The 14,730-nt window shown below is 70.4% G+C and carries 13 protein-coding genes and 4 tRNA genes; 12 read left to right on the top strand and 5 right to left on the bottom strand.

Translation table 11 applies throughout. The features are described from left to right. Positions 1–358, bottom strand: a 358-nt coding sequence (locus VF139_09995) for a hypothetical protein (GenBank protein HEX6851721.1), incomplete at its 3' end; no start/stop codon positions are given. A gap of 51 nt (positions 359–409) precedes the next feature. Here VF139_09995 and serS point away from each other — a divergent pair. The 9 genes from serS to VF139_09950 all read left to right on the top strand — a co-directional run bounded on the left by serS (position 410) and on the right by VF139_09950 (position 7,775). Next, on the top strand, positions 410–1,690 hold the full coding sequence (serS, locus tag VF139_09990) for a serine--tRNA ligase (protein HEX6851720.1): 1,281 nt from the start codon (positions 410–412) through the stop codon (positions 1,688–1,690). A gap of 10 nt (positions 1,691–1,700) precedes the next feature. Beyond that, positions 1,701–1,783 (top strand) — tRNA-Ser (locus VF139_09985). 45 nt (positions 1,784–1,828) lie between these two features. Next, positions 1,829–1,922: transfer RNA gene (locus VF139_09980), tRNA-Ser, on the top strand. Positions 1,923–1,939: 17 nt separating this feature from the next. Then, positions 1,940–3,628, top strand: coding sequence for a glutamine--tRNA ligase/YqeY domain fusion protein (locus VF139_09975; protein HEX6851719.1), 1,689 nt, complete (start codon positions 1,940–1,942; stop codon positions 3,626–3,628). Beyond that, positions 3,625–5,064, top strand: a complete 1,440-nt coding sequence (gltX, locus tag VF139_09970) for a glutamate--tRNA ligase (protein ID HEX6851718.1) — start codon at positions 3,625–3,627, stop codon at positions 5,062–5,064. The genes VF139_09975 and gltX overlap by 4 nt, the downstream gene beginning before the upstream one ends. A gap of 11 nt (positions 5,065–5,075) precedes the next feature. Then, positions 5,076–5,149, top strand: a tRNA-Gln gene (locus tag VF139_09965). Positions 5,150–5,176: 27 nt separating this feature from the next. Next, positions 5,177–6,178 carry a zinc-dependent alcohol dehydrogenase family protein gene (locus VF139_09960; GenBank protein HEX6851717.1) on the top strand — a complete coding sequence of 334 codons (1,002 nt, stop codon included), beginning with the start codon at positions 5,177–5,179 and terminating at the stop codon, positions 6,176–6,178. A 26-nt stretch (positions 6,179–6,204) separates the two neighbouring features. After that, positions 6,205–7,221, top strand: a complete 1,017-nt coding sequence (locus VF139_09955) for an NAD-dependent epimerase/dehydratase family protein (GenBank protein ID HEX6851716.1) — start codon at positions 6,205–6,207, stop codon at positions 7,219–7,221. A 128-nt stretch (positions 7,222–7,349) separates the two neighbouring features. Beyond that, positions 7,350–7,775, top strand: coding sequence for a hypothetical protein (locus VF139_09950; GenBank protein ID HEX6851715.1), 426 nt, complete (start codon positions 7,350–7,352; stop codon positions 7,773–7,775). A gap of 50 nt (positions 7,776–7,825) precedes the next feature. Here VF139_09950 and VF139_09945 read toward each other — a convergent pair whose 3' ends face one another. Further along, the gene (locus tag VF139_09945) at positions 7,826–8,527 is read right to left on the bottom strand and encodes a DUF2270 domain-containing protein (GenBank protein HEX6851714.1); all 702 of its coding nucleotides are present in this window, start codon (positions 8,525–8,527) and stop codon (positions 7,826–7,828) included. Positions 8,528–8,537: 10 nt separating this feature from the next. Continuing rightward, entirely contained in the window at positions 8,538–10,889 is a 2,352-nt protein-coding gene (locus VF139_09940; GenBank protein ID HEX6851713.1) for an ATP-binding protein, read from the bottom strand. A gap of 132 nt (positions 10,890–11,021) precedes the next feature. Between VF139_09940 and VF139_09935 the strand changes: the two genes are divergently transcribed. After that, positions 11,022–11,096: transfer RNA gene (locus tag VF139_09935), tRNA-Glu, on the top strand. Between the two features lie 49 nt (positions 11,097–11,145). Here the strand turns inward: VF139_09935 and VF139_09930 are convergent. Continuing rightward, complete coding sequence (locus VF139_09930) at positions 11,146–11,475, bottom strand: hypothetical protein (GenBank protein HEX6851712.1); 330 nt, start codon at positions 11,473–11,475, stop codon at positions 11,146–11,148. 65 nt (positions 11,476–11,540) lie between these two features. Between VF139_09930 and VF139_09925 the strand changes: the two genes are divergently transcribed. Then, positions 11,541–11,891 carry a hypothetical protein gene (locus tag VF139_09925; protein HEX6851711.1) on the top strand — a complete coding sequence of 117 codons (351 nt, stop codon included), beginning with the start codon at positions 11,541–11,543 and terminating at the stop codon, positions 11,889–11,891. On the opposite strand, the gene VF139_09920 is transcribed toward VF139_09925, so the two are convergent. Then, on the bottom strand, positions 11,885–13,258 hold the full coding sequence (locus tag VF139_09920) for a phosphomannomutase CpsG (GenBank protein ID HEX6851710.1): 1,374 nt from the start codon (positions 13,256–13,258) through the stop codon (positions 11,885–11,887). The genes VF139_09925 and VF139_09920 overlap by 7 nt on opposite strands. Positions 13,259–13,315: 57 nt before the next feature. Here VF139_09920 and VF139_09915 point away from each other — a divergent pair, with 57 nt between their 5' ends. Then, positions 13,316–14,674 carry a class II fumarate hydratase gene (locus VF139_09915; protein HEX6851709.1) on the top strand — a complete coding sequence of 453 codons (1,359 nt, stop codon included), beginning with the start codon at positions 13,316–13,318 and terminating at the stop codon, positions 14,672–14,674. Positions 14,675–14,730: the final 56 nt, after the last annotated feature.

Raw genomic sequence — 14,730 nt, 5'->3', positions numbered from 1 at the left:
CGATCGCGCACCCGCCCGGCAGCGACACGCGCGCGCGACCGTGCCGCGCGACCAGCGGCCCGAGCACGAGCACCGACGCGCGCATCGTCTTCACGAGGTCGTAGGGCGCCTCGAACGACGCGAACTTCGCGACCTGGACCTCGACGGCTCCGGGGCGCGGCTCCGCGACGGTCGCGCCGAGATGCTCGAGCACGCGCATCATCGTGCGCACGTCGCGCACGCGGGGCACGTTGTCGAGGACGACCCGGTCGCCCGACAGCAGGCAGGCGGCGAGGTCGGGGAGGGCGGCGTTCTTCGCGCCCCCGATCGTCACGCGGCCGCGCAGGCGGCGGCCTCCCTGGATGCGCAGCTTGTCCATGGACCTTGCAGAATAGCACTACAATGACGCCTCTTTTCCCGGGGAGACGCCATGCTCGACCGCCAGTTCGTCCGCGACCATCCCGACCGCGTCGCCGAAGCGCTCCGCAAGCGGGGGCTCGTCTTCGACGTCGACGCGGTCCGCGCGGTCGACGCGCGACGCCGGCAGCTCCTCGTGGAGGTCGAGGCGCTCAAGAAGCAGCGCAACGACGCCTCGAAGCAGATCGGCCAGATGATGAAGCAGGGGCAGGACGCCTCCGCCCTCAAGGACGAGATGCGTGCGGTCGGCGACCGCGTCGCCGCGATCGACGTCGAGGTCGCCGAAGCCGAATCGGCGCTCGGCGAGATCCTCAAGGGGACGCCGAACCTCCCTCACGCCAGCGTGCCGGAGGGGACCTCCTCCGAGGACAACCCGGTGGTGCGCACCTGGGGCACCCCGCGAACGCTCGAGTTCGAGCCGAAGGCCCACTTCGACCTCGGGCCGGCGCTGGGGATCCTCGACTTCGAGCGGGCCGCGCGGATGACCGGCGCGCGTTTTGCCCTCCTCACCGGAGCCGGGGCGCGCCTCGAGCGGGCGCTCATCAACTTCATGCTCGACCTCCACACCCGCGAGCACGGGTACGTCGAGGTCCTCCCTCCGTTCATGGTCAACGCCGGGGCGCTGTTCGGGACCGGCCAGCTGCCGAAGTTCGAGCAGGACCTCTTCAAGGTCGAGCCGGGCGGGTACTACCTGATCCCCACCGCCGAGGTCCCGGTGACCAACATCCACGCGGAGGAGGTCCTCGAGGAGGCGAAGCTCCCGATCTCGTATTGCGCCTACACCCCCTGTTTCCGCAGCGAGGCGGGGTCGTACGGGAAGGATGTGCGCGGGCTGATCCGGCAGCACCAGTTCGACAAGGTCGAGCTCGTGAAGTTCGCCCGGCCGGAGGACTCGTACGCAGAGCTCGAGCGGCTGACGGGCCATGCCGAGGATGTGCTCAGGCGCCTCGGCCTCCCCTACCGCGTGGTCTCGCTCTGCGGCGGCGACCTCGGGTTCTCCTCCGCGAAGACCTACGACCTCGAGGTCTGGCTCCCGAGCCAGGACACCTATCGCGAGATCTCCTCCTGCTCCAACTTCGAGGCCTTCCAGGCCCGGCGGGCGAACATCAAGTTCAAGCCCGCGGCGGGAGGGAAGGCGGAGTTCGTCCACACCCTGAACGGGTCGGGGCTCGCCGTCGGCCGGACCCTCGTCGCGATCCTGGAGAACTACCAGGAGGGGGACGGAACGGTGGTCGTGCCGGAGGCGTTGCGGCCGTACATGGGTGGCGTCGACCGGATCGAGCCGTCACGCTAGATCCCGCTCCGGAGGGGTGGGTGAGCGGTTGAAACCACCGGTCTTGAAAACCGGAAGCCGCAAGGCTCGCGGGTTCGAATCCCGCCCCCTCCGCCGCCTGGTGCTAGAATCCGGACTTCGTCTGGACGAAAACGACACGGTGAGGTGCCGGAGTGGCCGAACGGGGCGGTTTGCTAAACCGTTGATGGGCTTTAAACCCCATCCGAGGGTTCGAATCCCTCCCTCACCGCCAGCGTCCCCGAGAATCCCATGAGCATCGAGTCCACCCTCCCCCGCGACTTCATCCGGCAGATCATCGACGGCGACAACGCCTCCGGGAAACACGCCGGGCGCGTCGCGACGCGGTTTCCCCCCGAGCCGAACGGGTACCTCCACATCGGCCACGCGAAGTCGATCTGCCTGAACTTCGGGATCGCCGAGGAGTTCTCCGGCCTCTGCAACCTCCGCTACGACGACACCAACCCCGCGAAGGAAGACGTCGAATACGTCGACGCGATCGAGGAGGACGTCCACTGGCTCGGGTTCTCCTGGGCGGGGAAGTTCTTCGCCTCCGACTACTTCGAGCAGCTTTACCTGTGGGCGGAGAAGCTCATCGTCGACGGACACGCCTACGTCGACGAGCTCACCCCCGACGAGATCCGCGAGCACCGCGGCACGCTCACCGAGCCCGGTCGGGAGAGCCCCTACCGGAACCGCCCCGCGGGAGAGAGCCTCGACCTCTTCCGGCGCATGCGCGCCGGCGAGTTCGAGGACGGCGCCAAGGTCCTGCGCGCGAAGATCGACATGGCCTCGCCGAACCTCAACCTGCGCGACCCGGTCCTCTACCGGATCAAGCGGGCCCACCACCACCGCACCGGCGACGCCTGGTGCATCTACCCGATGTACGACTACGCCCACCCGCTCTCGGACGCGATCGAAGGGATCACCCACTCGATCTGCACCCTCGAGTTCGAGGCGCACCGGCCGCTGTACGACTGGCTGATCGACAACGTCGCCACGAAGGCCAGGCCCCAGCAGATCGAATTCGCCCGGCTCAACCTCACCTACACGATGATGAGCAAGCGCAAGCTCCTCCAGCTCGTCGAGGAGGGGCACGTCACGGGGTGGGACGACCCGCGCATGCCGACGATCTCCGGAATGCGCCGGCGCGGATACACCCCCGAGGCGATCCGGGCCTTCTGCGAACGGATCGGCGTCGCCAAGCGCGACTCGACCGTGGACCTGAGGCTGCTCGAGCACCACGTGAGGGAAGACCTCAACCGGCGCGCCCCCCGCCTGATGGCGGCGCTGCGTCCCCTGAGGGTCGTGATCGAGAACTGGCCCGAAGGGCGGATCGAGCACTTCGAGGTGCCGCTCAACCCCGAGGACCCGTCGGCGGGAACGCGGCGCCTGCCGTTCACCGGGACGTTGTGGATCGACCGCGACGACTTCCGCGAGGTGCCGCCGCCGAAGTACTGGCGCCTGTCCCCCGGCCGCGAGGTGCGGCTTCGCGGCGGGTACTTCCTGAAGTGCGAGCGCGTCGTGAAGGACGCCGCCGGGGAGGTGGTCGAGCTGCGCTGCACCTACGACCCCGCCACGCGCGAGGGGAGCGCCCCGGACGGCCGGAAGGTGAAGGCCACGATCACCTGGGTGTCGGCCGAACATGCCGTCGACGCCGAGGTCCGCCTGTACGACGTCTTGTTCACCAAGGAGAACCCGGCGGAGGAGAAGGACGGGCTCGACTGGCGCGCCCACCTCAACCCCGCGTCGCTCGAGGTCGTGACCCACGCCAAGCTCGAGCCCTCCCCCGGTCCCCTCGAGCCCGGCACACGCTTCCAGTTCGAGCGGATCGGGTACTTCTGCGTCGACCGCGACGCGAAACCGGGCGCTCCCGTCTTCAACCGCACCGTCACGCTCAAGGACGCCTGGGCGAAGATCGAGAAGGCGGACGCGAAGTGAGCGCGCCCCGGGTCCGGTTCGCGCCGAGCCCGACCGGTTTCCTGCACGTCGGCGGCGCGCGAACCGCGATCTTCAACTGGCTCTTCGCGCGGCGCCACGGAGGGACGTTCGTGCTTCGCGTCGAGGACACCGACGAGCAGCGCAACTCGCAGGAGGTCGTCCAGGCGATCCTCGAGGGGATGGCGTGGCTGGGGATGCACGCCGACGAGGGGCCCTTCTTCCAGTCGAGGTTGCGCGCGCGACACGCCGCCGACGCGAACCGGCTGCTCGACGACGGCCACGCCTACCGCTGCTTCTGCGACGCGGAGACGATCCGCGCCGAGCGCGAAGCCGCCGAGAGGAACGGGGGGACCTACCTCTACCCCCGCCGCTGCCGCGCGATCCCCGTGCCCGAAAGCGCGCGCCGCGCGGAGGCCGGCGAGCCGTTCGCCGTTCGGTTGCGGATCCCCGACGCTCCGATCGCCTGGGACGACGCGGTGCACGGTCCGACCTCGTTCGACGGGAGGCTCCTCGAGGACCTCGTCCTGCTGCGCTCGGACGGGTCGCCGACCTACAACCTCTCCGTCGTCTCCGACGACGTGGCCATGGCGATCACCCACGTGATCCGCGGCGACGACCACGTGTCGAACACCCCGAAACAGCTCGCGATCTACCGCGCGCTGGGGCACGAGCCTCCGGTATTCGCGCACCTGCCGATGATCTTCGGCGAGGACAAGAAGAAGCTCTCCAAGCGCCACGGCGCGGTCAGCGTTCTCGCCTACCGCGACCTCGGGTATCTCCCGGAGGCGATGTTCAACTTCCTCGCGCTTCTGGGCTGGTCCCCCGGCGACGACCGCCAGAAGATGGCGCGCGAGGAGCTCGTGGCGGCGTTCGACCTCGACGGGGTCGGGAAGTCGGGCGCGGTCTTCGACCTCAAGAAGCTCGAGTGGCTCAACGGGCAGTACCTGGCCTCCCTGCCGGCCGAGGTGTTCGAGACGCGGGCGCGCGAGCGCCTCGAAGCCGCGGGGCTGTGGGACCCCGCGTGGGCCGTCGAGGGACGCGCGTGGTTCGGGAAGGTCCTCGCCCTCGTCCAGCCGCGCGTCCGGACCCTCGAGGCGATCGTTCCCGAGGGTCGGTTCTTCTTCGACCCCTCCGACGCCTTCGACTACGACCCCGAGGCCGCCCGCAAGCATCTCAAGCTCGAGGGGCTGCGCGGGATGCTCGAGGAGCTGCTCGCGACGCTCGACGGGATCGCGTGGGACGCCGCCGCGCTGGAGACGGCGGTGCGCGCCGTCGCCGAGGCGCGCGGCCTCGGTGCCGGGAAGCTCATCCACCCGATCCGGCTCGCCCTCACCGGACGTGGCGCGAGCCCCGGCCTCTTCGAGGTGATGGAGCTTCTGGGCCGGGAGCGGACCCGGGCGAGGCTCAGGCGTGTGCTAGAATCCGCCGCTCTTTGAACGACTCTTGCTGGGGAGTCGTCCAACGGCAGGACATGCGGCTCTGGACCGCAGAATCGGGGTTCGAATCCCTGCTCCCCAGCCACGCCACCTCCAACCCGGAGGGTCGGTCGTGCGCGCGATCCTCCTCGACCGTCCCGCCCCGCTGACCCGGACGCCGCTGCGTCTGGGCGAGGTCCCGCTCCCCGACCCCGGTCCCGGCGAGGTGCGCGTCCGCGTCACCGCGTGCGGCGTCTGCCGGACCGACCTCCACGTCGTGACCGGGGACCTCGCCCCGAAACGGTCGCCGCTGATCCCGGGGCACCAGGTCGTCGGGCGCGTCGACGCCCTCGGCCCCGGGGCCGTCCGGTTCGCCCTCGGCGCGCGCGTCGGGATCGCGTGGCTGCGATCGACCTGCGGGGTCTGTCCCGACTGCCGCGCGGGGCGCGAGAACCTCTGCCCTCGTTCGCGCTACACCGGCTGGGACGACGACGGCGGGTACGCGGAGGCGGCGATCGTCCCGGAGGCGTTCGCCTACCCCCTCCCCGCCGCCTTCGACGACGTCGAGGCCGCGCCGCTCCTGTGCGCAGGGATCATCGGGTTCCGCGCGCTCGAGCGCGCGGCGGTCCCCGCCGGAGGGAGGGTGCTCCTCCTGGGGTTCGGCTCGTCGGCCCATCTCGTCCTGCAACTGGCCCGGGCGCGCGGCCACGAGGTCTTCGTGGCGACCCGCGGCGAGCGACACCGGTCCCACGCCCGCGCCCTTGGAGCCGACTGGGTCGGCGACACGTTCGATCCTCCCCCGGCGCCGTCCGATTCCGCGATCGTCTTCGCCCCCGCGGGAGAGGTCGTCCCCGCCGCGCTCCGGGGCGTGCGGAAGGCCGGGACGGTCGCCCTGGCCGGGGTCACGCTGACCCCGATCCCTTCGATGGAGTACGAGCCCCACCTCTTCCACGAGAAGGTCCTCACGAGCGTCGAGTCGAACACCCGCCGGGACGGCGAGGCGCTCCTGGCGGAGGCGGCGCGGGCCGGGATCCGGCCGCGTACCCGCACGTTTCCCCTCGAGCAGGCCGCGCGGGCGCTGGCCCTCCTCGACGAGGACGGCATCGAGGGGACGGCCGTACTCGTTGTATCTTGACGCGCCGCAGCCTCGGGAGGGAGCGGATGACGACGACGCGCAGGGTTCTGGTGACGGGAGCGTCCGGGGAGATGGGGCACGGGCTCGTGCCGGCGCTGGCTTCCTCGGGATTCGACGTCGTGGCGCTCGACCTGGAGCCGATCCCCCCCGAGCTCGCCGCCCACTGCGTCGCGCACGTCGCCGGAAGCGTGAACGACGCGGGCCTCGTGTCGCGCCTGTTCGACGAACACGGCTTCGAAGGGGTGTTCCACCTCGCCGCCGTCCTTTCGTCGAAGGCCGAGAAGGACCCCGACCTCGCCCACGAGGTCAACGTCGACGCGACGGTCCGGCTGTACAGGCTCGCGCGCCGGACCGCGGCCGCGAAGGGGCGCCCGGTGCGCTTCCTGTTCCCGAGCTCGATCGCCGTGTACGGCCTCCCCGACGCCTCGGCGAAAGAGGCGGCCGGGGCGCTCAAGGAAGAGGACTGGAACTTCCCGGCGGGGGCCTACGGTATCCACAAGCTGCACGGCGAACGCCTCGGAACCTACCTGACCGTGCGCTCGCAGCGGCTCGGGGAGCCCGGCCTCGACTTCCGCGCGATCCGGTTCCCCGGACTCGTCAGTGCGGAGACCCTCCCCACCGGGGGGACGAGCGACTACGCCCCCGAGATGATCCACGCCGCCGCCCAGGGGAAACCCTACGCCTGCTTCGTCGCGGCCGGAACGCGGATCCCGTTCATGACCATGCCCGATGCGATCGCCGCGATCCTCCGCCTCGACGCGGCGCCGGTCGCGGCCCTGACCACCCGCGTCTACAACATCGGCGCCTTCGCCCCCTCGGCGTCGGAGATCCGGGACGCCGTCGTCGCCCACTTCCCGGGGGCCGAGATCACCTTCGATCCGGTCGCCGCCCGCCAGGCGATCGTGGACACCTGGCCGGCCGACGTCGACGACACCCGCGCCCGGCGCGACTGGGGCCACGCCCCGGTCCACGGGCTTCGCGAGGCCGTCGGCGACTACCTGGTTCCCGCACTCCAGCGCCGTTACGCCGCCGCGGGACGCTGAGGCCGTCTTATTGAGGAATCGCGTGCGCGCCTCGACGGCGCGCGTGCTTATAATCCGCGACGGGCGCCGGTTCCGGGCCCGTTGATCCCGCCGCACCCGCGCGCCCGCGACGTCCGAAGGAGGAACCGATGGCGAAGGCCGCGAAGAAGAAGGCGAAGAAGGCTCCGAAGAGAAAGGTCGCGAAGAAGATCGCGAAGAAGGCCGCGAAGAAGTCCGCGAAGAAAGCCGCCAGGAAGGCGCCGGCGCGCAAGGCCGCCAGGAAGGCCCCGCCGAAGAAGGCCGCCAAGAAGGCCGCGAAGAAGCCCGTCAAGAAACCGGTGAAGAAGGCCGCCCCGAAGGCTCCCGCCAAGGCGAGCGTGACCCGGCGTCCCGCGGCGAAGCCGACCCCCGCCGCCGCGCCGAAGATCCCGTCGGCCAAGCCCCCGTCGAAGACGAGCATCGTGCCGCAGCCCAAGCCGCAGCCGCAGCCGATGCTCCCGATCGCGATCGCCACCGACGCCCCGATCCGGCCGAGCGAGATGGCCGGAGGGGTCGGGCTCGACTCCGAGGAATGATGCGCGAGGGCGGGGCGTCGCGCGGCGCCCCGCCCCTTCCCGATCGGAGACTACCGCTTCCAGTCGGCGAGGTTCGCCTCGAGCCCGGCGATCTCGTCGTCGGGCTCTCCGCCCCCGAGCTTTCGGCCCCACGCGATCGCGGAGTACAGCAGCGCCCAGAAGGCCAGACCGGCCGCGAAGACGAATCCCGGCGGGGCCGGCCCGACCGCCATCCGATCCCAGAACACCCGAGGGGTCGACGCGATCGTCGGCTGGATCATGATCTTCACGATCCAGCCGCCGGTGATCATGGCGAAGATCCAGACGTAGTTGCGCCGCAGGCGGAAGCCGAATGCCTGGAGGAAGGTCGTCTTGTATTTCGGCAGGTCGAGGTCGCGGGCGAGGGACTCCCGCCACGCCGCCATCGGCGACTCGAGCTTGCGCGTGAGGATCGGGATCAGGAAATTCTCCTCGAGCATCCGCACGCGCGCGCGGTACACGGCGAAGTAGCGATACCGCCGCGCCTCGATTCCCAGGAAGGCCAGGAGGATGAAGTTCGACGCCAGCAGCATGAAGTGCGGCGCGTCGGGACTGCCGAAGCTCAGCGACAACATCCCCGCGACGGTGAGCACGGCCCAGTTGGTGGTGGCGTCGAGGCGCTGTCGCCAGGCGAGCGAGCGGGCGACCTCCGCGCGATAGAAGTGCACCATCGCCGTGATGTATTCGGCGCGCGTGAGGGGGTAGTCCTCGAAACGCGGCGTGGCGTCGCCCATCGGGGCGATTCTAGTCCCGCTTGAGCGCCTGCCCGAGCACCCTTCGCACCACGTCCACGTCGATCGGCTTGCGGATGACGCGGTTGGGGACCCCCTCGAGGAACCGAAGGCTGTCCGAGCGCACGAGGTCGCCCGTCGCGAAGACGAACCGCCGCACGAGCTCGGGCCTTTCGGAGACGGCCCGCTCGTAGAGCGTCCGCCCGTCGAGCCCCGGCATCCGCAGGTCCGCGAGGATGAGGTCGAAGTCCTGGTCGAGGATCCGCTCCCACGCGGTCTCCCCGTCGGGAACGGGAATGACGGTGCCGCCGTCCCCCTCGATCACGCGGCGCAGCAGGTCGAGGACCAGGGGCTCGTCCTCGGCGACGAGCACGCGCCTCCCCTGGAGCGGCCCCGCGGGGACCTGGGGCACCTGGGAGCGGTCGCCGCCCGCCGCGGGGGTCGCCGCCTCCCCGACGAGGGGGAGGTAGACGGCGAAGCAGGCGCCCCGCCCGGCGCCGCGCTCGCGCAGCTCGATCCGCCCCCCGTGCTCCTGCAGGATCCCGTACGAGACCGACAGCCCGAGACCGGTTCCCTGCCCCGGGGGCTTCGTCGTGAAGAACGGGTCGAAGACCCGCTCGCGCACCGAAGGCGGGACGCCCGGACCGTCGTCCTCGACCTCGAGGCAGACGAACCCGGGGATCCCCCGCGTGCGCAGCGTCACCCGCCCGCCCGTTCCGGCGGAGGTGATCGCCTGCTCGGCGTTGTTGAGCAGGTTGAGGATCACCTGCTCGATCTGGTGGAAATCGAAGAGGGTCTGCGGGAGGCTCTCGTCCAGCTCGACGACCGCCTCCACGCGCGACGATCGAAGGTGGTATCCCTTGAGGTCGAGCACCTTCTGCACGCAGGCGTTGAGGTCGTTGGACTTGCGCTCCGGGGCGTGCTTGCGCGCGAAGCCCAGCAGGTTGGCCACGATCCTCTGGCAACGCTTGGCCGACTCGACCACGCGATCGAGGTCGCGCGACTGCGCCGCGTCGTGCGCTTGCGTCGCGAGCAGCTGCGCGTAGCCGAGCACGCTCGAGAGCGGGTTGTTCAGCTCGTGCGCGACGCCGGCGACGACCTCGCCGAGGCTGGAAAGTCGCTCCGCCTGGGCGAGGCTCTTCTCGACCCGGCGCATCTCGGTGACGTCCCGCCCGATCCAGACGATCCCGCCCGATCCGTCGCGTTCCTCGTGCAGCGGCGCCGCCACGAGGCTGAGCTCGATCCGCGACCCGTCGGGACGCGTGAGGATCGTCTCGCGCCGGCGGGCATCCGTGAGTCCCGACACCTCCCCGGCCGGTCCGAGGATCTCCACGAGGGTCTTCCGCTTGGCTTCCTCGGCGGGGATTCCGGTCGCGTATTCGGCGCCCCGATTGAACTCGGTGACGTGGCCGTGGGGGTCGGTCGCGACGATGAGGTCCGGGGTGCCGTCGAGCACGCGACGCAGCGTCTCGGAGGTTTCGCGGTGCCGCGCGGCCTCGTGCTTGACGTCGCGGAAGAGCAGGGCGTTCTTGAGCGCGTTCGCGGAAGCGGCGGCGGCGACGCGACAGAAGCGGATCTCGGCATCGCTGAAGGGGGCTTCGCGGGTCGCGCGCAGGAAGAGGGTTCCGAGGACCTCGCGGTTGAAGACGAGGGGGAGCACCATCATCGAGCGGTACCCCTGCTGCAGCAGGATCTCGCGCACCGGCTCGACCAGGGGATCGGTCTCGACGTTCTCGACGTGCACCGGCTCGCGCGTGTCGAGCGCGCGCCGGATCTCCGGGTACTTGCTCAGGTCGACCTCGAGCCGCACCGCTTCCGGGTTGTCGTTGGCGGCGACGACGTAACAGGTCTCCCGGCGCTCGTCGACGACCAGGATCGAGCAGCGCTGGGCGGAGACGAGGTCGCCCACGCGCCGGACGATCAGGTTCATCACCTGGTTCGCGTCGAGGGTGCCGGTCACCGCCTCGGTGATCTCGAGGAGCGCCCGCAGCTCGCGGCTCTCGCGACGCGCGCGGCGCTCCGCGCCGACGAGTCCCCACAGCCGCCCGGCGACGATCGCGAGGTAGAAGAAGGAGAACCCCCCGGCCACCGTGAGGGCGGTGCCGTCGATCGCGAAGGCCAGGCCGTAGAGCGTGATGCCGATCGTGGCGGCGTCGACGACGCCGAGGAGGATCTCCGCCGACGGCTCGCCGGCGAGGCTTCGGGAGAGCGCCTCGAGGAGGAAGCCGCTCAGCACGAGGAACGCGACGGGAAGCAGCACCGCCGCCGACGCGTCGCCGGCGGCCATCGCGGTTGCGGCGACGAGGGCGATCACGCCCCAGCGCAGCTTCAGGGCACCGGCACCACGTTCGAATCGGCCCCCCATGGCGTTCCTCCCCGAAAACACAACCGCGCCAACACAAAGTTACATATGTGGAAGCACGGGCGAATATAGGGTTGGATGCGGGTCCGTCAAGGCGGGGTTGACAGCGGGGGTGCGGTCGCTAGAATCCCGGGCGGCGCTATCGTCTAGGGGTTAGGACGGGTGGTTCTCAGCCATCAAACCAGGGTTCGAATCCCTGTAGCGCTACCAGACAGCCACTGAGAGGTCGAGGGCCGGCGGCGAGCCGGCCCTTCGATTTTCAGGGGGCGGGAGTCCACGACGAAGGGCCCGTTTCCGGATCCGACACGCAGACCAGGATGTCCAGGTGGATCGGAAAACGGGTGTCCGGGCTCAGGCGCTGGAGGATGCTCAGGACGTTTCGCCGGATGTCGTCCACGCGGTCGGTCGTGATCCGCTCCGTGACGACCTTTCCGACGTAGCCGTCCTCCCCCAGCCGGAGAATCCGAAGGAACTCCCCGTCCTCGGCGATGTACTTCCGCTCGGAGCCGGTCAGCGCCTCCAGACGACGACGCAGCGAGCCGTCCATCTTGTAGCCGACGAAGATCGGGTGGCGGTCGCTCAGCGTCACGGGGCCCTCTTTCCGGTCACGAAAGCTCGCAGGACGGGGAGAGAATAGCAAGCCACGGAGGGGACATGGCAAGGAAAGTGCTTGTGGTCACCGACGACGTGATGTTCTGGGCGAAGATCCACGGCCTGGCGAAGGCCGCCGGGATCCCGGTCGCCCGGATCACCGACGAGTCGGCGATGGAGGCGGCCGTCCTGCAGGGGAACCTCGCGAAGGTCTTCGCCGACCTCGGCTCGAGGTCGGTCGACCTGCTCGGCTGGGCCCCCCGCCTCAAGGCCCTCGCCCCTCCTCCCCGCCTGATCGCCTACGGCTCCCATGTCGATACCGAGAGCCTGCGACGCGCGGTCGACGCCGGGTACGACGAGGTCATGCCGAACTCGCAGTTCCACCGGAGTCTGGCGGAGTTGCTGCGTCAGTGATCCGCGCTCGCGCCTCCCAGGCGTGAGAGCAGCTCCTCGGTCTTGGCGGCCAGCAGCTTCGCGTCCCCGCGGGTCTCGACGTTGAGCCGGATGAGCGGCTCGGTGTTCGAGGCGCGGAGATTGAACCGCCAGTCCGCGAAGTCGATCCCGACCCCGTCGGTCTCGTCGAGTTTCCCGCCGATCCCGACGTAGTGGGCCTTCACCGCCGCCATCACCGCCATCGCGTCGTCCACGCGGCGGTTGATCTCCCCGGACGCCGGGTACCGCCGGATCCGCTCGCCCACGAGGGAGCTGAGCGACTTCCCGGTGCGCCCCATCTGCTCGAGGACGAGCATCCACGGGATCATCCCGGAGTCGCAGTAGGAGAACTCGCGGAAGAAATGGTGCGCGGACATCTCGCCGCCGTAGGCCGCATCCACGCTTCGCATTACTTCCTTCATGAACGCGTGCCCCGACTTGCTCTGCACCGGAACGCCCCCCGCGGCCTTCACCATCTCGACGGTGTTCCACGTCATGCGCGGGTCGTGGACGATCTTGGCTCCGGGGTGGCGGCGGAGCGTCTGTTCCGCAAGCAGGCCGACGATGTAGTACCCCTCGATGAACTCCCCTCTCTCGTCGAACAGGAAACAGCGGTCGAAATCGCCGTCCCAGGCGACGCCGACGTCCGCCTTCGCCTTCAGCACCGCGTCGGCTGAGTCCTTGCGCCGCTCCGGGAGGAGCGGGTTGGGGATCCCGTTCGGGAAGTTCCCGTCGGGGGTGTGGTGCACCCGAACGACCTTGAAGGGGAAGTGCGGCTCGAGACGCTCCATGATCACGCCGGCGCCGCCGTTCCCCGCGTTCGACACGACGGTCAACGGCTTGAGGAGCGAGCGGTCGACGTAGGTGAGCAGGTGCTCGACGTATTCGGCGGTGAGGTCGCGGCGCTCGACCTTTCCCTTCGAGGGGGCCGCGGGAAAATCTCCGGCGAGGACGATCCGCTCGATGTCCTTGAGGCCCGTGTCGGCGCTGATGGGACGCGCCCCCTCCCGCACGAGCTTCAGGCCGTTGTAGTCGGCGGGGTTGTGCGAGGCGGTGACCATGATCCCGCCGTCGAGGCCGAGGTGGAAGACGGCGTGGTAGACCTGCTCGGTCCCCACCTGCCCGATGTGGACGACGTCCACCCCCGAGTCGACGAGCCCCTGCGCGACGGCGTCGGCGAACTCGGGGCTCGTGAGGCGGATGTCGTGCCCCACGGCGACCCGCCGGGGCTTCAGGAACGCCGCGTACCCCTGCGCGATGCGGTACGCGAGGTCGCGGTTGAGCTCGTCGGGGATGCGGCCGCGGATGTCGTAGGCCTTGAAGCAGGAGAGACGGGCAGGAGCGCTCATCGTCGCGACCTCGCGGGCCATCCGGCCGGGGTACGATCCGTGGCGGAGGAATCTACCATGCCGGACACCCCCTTCCGGACCGAGCGGGACACGATGGGCGCGCTGCACGTCCCCGCGGATGCGCTCTGGGGCGCCTCCACCCAGCGCGCCGTCGAGAACTTCCCCGTGAGCGGCCTGCGGATGCCCCGCCGATTCCTGCGCGCGCTCGGCCTCGTGAAGGCGGCCGCCGCGCGGACGAATGCCGCGCTCGGCCGGCTCGACCCCGCGCTCGCGTGGGCGATCGCCGACGCCGCCGAGGCGATCGCCGACGGGACGCACGACGCCCACTTCCCCGTCGACGTCTTCCAGACCGGCTCGGGAACCTCGACGAACATGAATGCCAACGAGGTGATCGCCAGGCTCGCGAAGGCGCACCCCAACGACCACGTCAACCTCGGCCAGTCGTCCAACGACGTGATCCCCACGTGCCTGCAGCTCGCGGCGGGGCTGGCGATCCGCGAGGTGCTGCTCCCCGCGATCGAGGCGCTCGAGGGGACCTTCGAGCGGAAGGCGACCGAGACGTGGGAGGTCGTGAAGACCGGTCGCACGCACCTGCAGGACGCAACGCCGATCCGCCTCGGCCAGGTCTTCCGCGGTTACGCGGGGCAGATGGCCCGGACGCGCCGGCGGCTCGCGACGGCGCTCCTCGATCTCGACGAGCTCCCCCTCGGCGGCACCGCGGTCGGAACGGGGGTGAACACGCACCCGGAGTTCGCCGCACGCGTGTGCGCGCTCCTCTCCGAGCGGCTCGGGACTCCCGTTCGGGAAACGGACAACCACCCGCAGGCGCAGGCGACCCTCGACGCCGCGCTCGCCGCTTCGGCGGCGGTGCGCTCCGCCGCGCTGAGCCTGCGGAAGATCGCCGACGACGTCCGCTGGCTGGCCTCGGGGCCGCGCTGCGGGCTGGGCGAGATCGCCCTCCCCGAAGTCCAGCCCGGGAGCTCGATCATGCCCGGCAAGGTCAACCCGGTGATCCCGGAGTCGCTGCTGATGGCCTGCGCCCACGCCGTCGGGGCGGATACCGTCGTCGCCCTCGCGGGGCACGCCAGCCAGTTCGAGCTCAACACGATGCTCCCCCTCGCCGCGCACCATCTCGTGACCTCCGTGGAGATCCTCGGCGCCGCCGCAGCGAACTTCGACCGTCGCTGCGCTCGCGGGATCGTCGCGACCGCGCGCGGCCCCGAGCTCGTCGAGCGGTCGCTGATGCTCGCGACCGCGCTCGTCCCCCACGTCGGTTACGACGCGGCGGCGGCGATCGCGAAGGAGGCCGCCTCCTCGGGACGGACGATCCGCGAGGTCGCCCGGGAGCGCACGACCCTCACCGACGCCGAGCGCGCGGCGATTCTCGATTCCTCGCGGATGACCGAGCCGAGGTAGAAAAGGGGTCAGGCCCCTTTTCCTACCGCGGCTACGGGCGTTGGCGCGCGGGGAAG

The sequence above is a fragment of the Candidatus Polarisedimenticolaceae bacterium genome (assembly GCA_036376135.1).
GTDB lineage: Bacteria > Acidobacteriota > Polarisedimenticolia > Polarisedimenticolales > DASRJG01 > DASVAW01.
This window is presented reverse-complemented; position numbering and strand designations above follow the sequence as displayed.